The following is a 5,302-nucleotide window of genomic DNA, read 5'->3' as shown; positions in this document are numbered from 1 at the left end:
GGCCGGTGCACATCGCACTCGGCCGGCGGGTTTCCGCTGTCAGTCCCCGACGCGGACGAACTGCGCCGCACTGACGCGGTGGAACGCGGTGTTGCGGACCTCGAGGCGCACCACGCCGACGGCGCCGGCGCCGTAGCGGAAGGTGCCGAGCCGGCGCCATTCCGCCGCCCCCTCGGTCTGGTTCACGACGACCTCGGTGCTGCCGCCCTCGTGCTCGACGACGTAGGCCGCCGAGGTCGTGGTCGTCGGGTTCGTCGGGTACCAGACGGAGACCCGGTACTCGCCGGGCTCCGGCAGGTTCACCTGCCAGGTCACGGTGCTGCCCACGGAGTCGACGTCGCTGTAGCGGGTCCGGGTGCCGTTCCAGCCGGTCAGGCCGCTCGGGAACCACAGGCCGGTCTCCAGGTAGCCGGGCCACGGCGACTGCGTGTGGGCGATCAGCCCCTCGTCGGCGACCCGCACGAGCACGCCGCGGCGGAGGGTCCCGTCGAGCCGCGCCTCGAACCGGCTCGTCGATCCCGGCTTCACGGCCGATCCGGCCGTCACCGTCCAGGTGTGGGTCAGGTCGGACCGCGGCGGCACCTCGATCACGACGTCCTTCTGGCCGACGCTCCACCCGGTCACGCCGAAGAGCGCGAGCGTGGCGCGGAGCGGGGTGACGCCGGTGTTGATCACCAGGGCGGTGAGCCGCGCAGTCGCGCCCGGACCGCTGACGATGGCGGTGTCGGTGGTGAGCGAGACCAGCCGGCGGCTGTCGATCACGTCGATCGCCGCCGGGCGCAGCACCACGGGCTCACCGTCGGCGACGGGCACGGATGCCTCGATCCGGACCTCGCCGGGCGTGGAACCCGGCGCGATGATCGCCGCGGCGTCGACCCTGGTGGTCGTCTGCGCGGGCACCGAGACGCTCGGAACGCCGCCGTCGAGCTGCCAGCCGTCGGGCAGCGTCAGTGCCACGTCGCCGGCGAACGGCTCGTCGGTGGCGTTGCGCACCTCGATGACGAGCGGCACCCGGTCGCCGGCCGTGCCGGTCGCCTGGGCGACCACGTCGCCGGCCACCCCGGTGTCGGCGCCGCTGATGCGGCCGGGCAGGCGCAGGGTGACCTCGTCGGTGGTCGCCGAGCCGACGGTGATCGCGTAGCTGAACTCGTCGGCCGACGAGTCGACGGGGATCGTCCACTCGTAGGGGTAGCCCTTCGCCGCCGCCTGCTTCGCCGGCCCGTCGCCGATGCGGTAGCCGAGGGTGGCCGGCTCCTCCGTGTCGATCTGCACGTAGGCGTCGTAGCCGGCGCGGCCGGGCCGCACGAGCAGCACCCCGCGGGCGAGGCCGTAGTCGGTCGCCGGATCGGAGTCGACCTCGTGGAAGCTGTCGGGGCCGTGGTCGACGATGTCGTCGAACGGCAGCGCCGGTCGCTCGACCGTGACGCCCCGCACGACCAGGGCGACGAGTCCGTGGCCGGGCACGCGGACCTTGATGCGGCCGCGTGCGACGGTCTGGGTCGAGCGGGTGCCGTCGGCGGCCACGACCTCGACCACCGGCGCATCGCCGGACGAGAGTCCCGTCAGCTCGCCGGTGAGGTCGACGACCACGGACTGCGCGTCGGCCGCGGAGTTCGTGAGGCTGACGTACAGGGCGTCGTTGCCGACCGCGGTCATCCAGTTGACCAACGGGTTGTCGAGCGAGATCAGGCCGGCCGGGAAGTACGGCCAGACGCCGCCCTCGCCGAAGAAGGTGCCGGGGGCGTGGCCGAAGGCGAAGAACTTGAAGTAGGCGAAGTCGGCCTCGAACACGTGCGGGAAGTCGATCGCACCCGAGCTGCGGTAGTAGCTCTCGTTGATCAGGTAGTCCATCGCGAGGCCGAGCTGGGCGGGTGCGTGGTGGAAGTAGTACCCGGTGATCCCGACCGGGCCGCTCGTGGCGAAGTCGGGCTTCATCTGCGCCACCTGGAACTGGCGGCTGTAGTACCCGGGATACGTGGTGAACCGGCCGATCACCATGTTGTGCGCGACGTCGGCGAGCATCGAGTCCCCGGTGTGGTGCGCGAGTCGCAGCAGCGCTCCGGCCCAGCACGGGTTGAAGACGTATCCGCCGCCCGGGTCGGTGAGCGAACTGACCCCGAGCTTGAACGATGAGAGCGCCTCGAAGGTGAGGCCGGTCGGCGAGACGTACCAGGCGGGCACGGTCTCGGTCGCGACGTCGGTGGTCGGATACTCGGGCAGGGAGCTCCGCGACTCCCAGTCGTACTGCTGCGTGATCACGTGCCCCTCGGGCACGGTGACCTTCTGGTTCGGCACCGGGCGCACCGCGGTCTGGGTGATGAACCGTTGCGCCTCGCGATGCGCCCCCTCGAGGAAGACGGCCTCGCCGGTCAGCTCGAACAGCACGAGCAGGTCGACCCAGTACTTCGAGAAGCTGTAGGCGAATCCGCCCGGCGGCTGCCCGTTGCCGCGATACGGCGTGAGGATCTCCTCCTGCACGTAGCGCCGGCCGATCAGGGTCGCCTCGGCGAGGTAGGCCGGGTCTCCCGTGAGCTGGTACGTCGCCAGTGCGGTCGCGAACGGCGCCCGGCTCTGCCCGACGACGCCGGCCTTGGTGGCCTGCACCGCGAGGCGCTGGATCCCCGCGTTGCGGCCGTGGGTGAGCTGGGAGAGCGCGGTCAGGTTCACCGCGTCCGTGGGGATCCGGCCGATCCGGTACTGCGTCTTGTCGTTGTAGACCGAGCCGCCGATCACGGGTGAGTGCCCGATGCCCTTGCGCGAGAGCTGGTACTCGATGGCCGGGCGGGCCCGCCGGTCGTAGAGCGTGCCGTCCGCCGTGCCGGTCAGGTAGTGCGCCGAGAGCAGCACGCCGCTGGCCGCGGTGCGCACCGCATCCTCGTTCTCCACGTCGACGAACCCCTTGGCGCGGTTCCACCAACCCGAGTACGAGGGGATGAAGTCGACCGAGTCGTCGCCGTCGGGCTCGATCGCGATCAGCTCCGTCATCGCGTGCACGGCGTCCGTCAGCGACCGGTCGTAGACGTTGCTCCGGTAGGCCGTCATGCCGTACTCGCCGCGGCACAGCTCGGTGTAGGTGTCGTACAGCGTTCCGGCGCGAGCCGCCAGCCCGAAGGCGAAGCCGCGTCGCTCACCGGCGGCCATGGCCGTTCGAAGGCCCGGTTGCGGTGCGTAGACCGACGGCACGATGTCGAGGCTGTCGTTCCGGAGGCTCATCCCGTAGGGCTGGCGATCCGACATCAGTTGGCGCTCGTGCACGAACTCGGCCACCTCGGCGGGCAGGTACACCCCCGAGGTGACGGCGACGTCGGCGACCGCGTACTGGGTCAGCGCCATCGGCGCGAACAACTCCCATGCGCCGAGCGGGGCCGAACCGTCGACCACGGTGAGCGCGTGCTGGTACGAGCCGCAGAGCACCTCGCTGAGGTCGTCGAGCGTCTTGGCGTCCTGGCTCTGGTACCCGACGAGGTAGTCGCCGGCCTTCTTGGCCTTCAGCACGTAGTGCGCCTCGGGATGGTCTCCGTCGAGCCGCCAGCGCACGATGAGCTCCACGTCGTCGGTGCTGGTCCGCAGTTCGATCGCCCGCCCATTGAGGCGCCGATACGAGGTGAAGCCCAGCCAGGCCGGCTGCAACGGCCCGTACAGTTCGGGTGCGCTGCCCGAGGGGAGCGTGCCGGCCAGTACGACCCATTGCTCGTCGAAGCGGTGCTCGGGATCGGTCAACGACAGCCATCCGCCGTCGTGCTTGATCTCGAGATCGCGGACGATCGTCTCCCCGCCGTCCCACCGGGCCTGGAAGAAGGTCATCCGATGCTTGCGTCCGACGAGTCGTGCGATTCGCGTCAGGGAGAGGTTCGGCTTGTCGAGCCGGCGCAGGGCGTCGGCGTAGGCGCCGTTCGCGGCGCTGAACCCCGGATCCGCCGCGGCGGCTTCCGGCTGGCCGCCGAGCACCGCGGGGAGCACGCCCGCGGCCAGGAGCAGCTGGAGCGCTGAACGCCGGCTCCACAGCCCCGAGCCGGTGCCGGCTCCAGAGTCGTCATCGATCGCAGCATGGTCAGTGGCCTGGCTCGTCGTTGAATCCATAATGCATATGATGCATTCGATATGCGAGAGTGTCAACGGTCATGCTGTCAGCGGTGCCGATAGCGTCGACCATGCACGCGTCCTGAGAGGAGCACACGGTGACCCCGAACCGATCCGAGGAACTGACGGAGTACTCGTTGACGGCGCTCCTGTCGCCGCCTGCGCGGGCCGAGGAGCCCGCCGACTTCGACGAGTTCTGGCGGGGCACGTTCGATGAGCTCGGTACGGGCCCCGTCGCCTGGCGGCGCGTGCGCGACCTCGAGGCCACCGCGACCCACCTCGTGACGGAGATCCGGTTCGAGTCATCCGCCGGCGAACAGGCCGTGGCGTTCCTCGTGGTCCCGCGCGCCGAGGCATCCGTGCGCCGCGGCCTCGTGATCGGACACGGCTACGGCGGCCGCACCGCCCCCGACCTCGAGCAAGTGCCCGCCGACACCGCCGCCGTCTTCCCGGCCGCTCCCGGCACGGCGCCCAACACCTCGAGCCGCTTCCCCGCGCTGCCCGACGAGCACGTGCTCGCGGGCATCGCGCACCGCGACACCTACTCGCACCGCTTCGCCGCAGCGGATGTCTGGCGAGCCGCGACCGTGCTGCTCGACGCCGCACCGGCGGCCGCCGAGGCGCTCGACTTCAGCGGCGGCAGCTTCGGCGGCGGCATCGGGGCGATGGCCCTCCCGTGGGACGCCCGCTTCCGTCGCGCCTCGCTCGACGTGCCGAGCTTCGGACACCATTCGATCCGCCTCACCCGCCGCTGCACGGGCAGCGGCGAGGCCGTGCGCCGGCACCTGCAGCAGCACCCCGAGGTGCGCCCGGTGCTCGGCTACTTCGACGCCGCCGTCGCGGCACGGCGCATCGACGTGCCGGTGCACGTCGCGGCGGCGGTGCTCGATCCCGCCGTCGACCCGCGGGGCCAGTTCGCCGTCTACCACGCGCTCACGTGCCCGAAACGGCTCACCGTGCGACCGAACGGGCACCTCGACGGGCCCGTCGCGGAGGTCGGCGAACGGATGGCGCGCAGCGCCGCCGCCGACTTCCTCGCCCTCCCGGCCGACCGCCTCGGCTGAGCCGATCGCCTCGGCCGGACTGCACGGCACTGCACGCCCCGACGCGGCACGGCACGGCGCGGCACTGCACGCCCCGACGCGGCACGGCACGGCACGGCACCGCAGCCGAGCGGATGCCGCGGGCGCGCCGAACGCCGGCCGCCCGCGGGTCCCTCCGC

At 71.7% G+C, this 5,302-nt stretch carries 2 protein-coding genes; one reads left to right on the top strand and one right to left on the bottom strand.

The annotated features are described in order from the left end of the window. Positions 1-39: 39 nt before the first annotated feature. Positions 40-4,080: a hypothetical protein gene (locus tag ACFTQE_RS19835; protein ID WP_376926683.1), complete on the bottom strand. Its 4,041-nt coding sequence runs from the start codon at positions 4,078-4,080 to the stop codon at positions 40-42. Positions 4,081-4,178: 98 nt separating this feature from the next. Between ACFTQE_RS19835 and ACFTQE_RS19830 the strand changes: the two genes are divergently transcribed. Continuing rightward, complete coding sequence (locus ACFTQE_RS19830; RefSeq protein ID WP_376926682.1) at positions 4,179-5,144, top strand: acetylxylan esterase; 966 nt, start codon at positions 4,179-4,181, stop codon at positions 5,142-5,144. The last annotated feature ends 158 nt before the right edge of the window (positions 5,145-5,302 follow it).

This window comes from Agromyces sp. NPDC056965 (genome assembly GCF_042673425.1).
GTDB lineage: Bacteria > Actinomycetota > Actinomycetes > Actinomycetales > Microbacteriaceae > Agromyces.
This window is presented reverse-complemented; position numbering and strand designations above follow the sequence as displayed.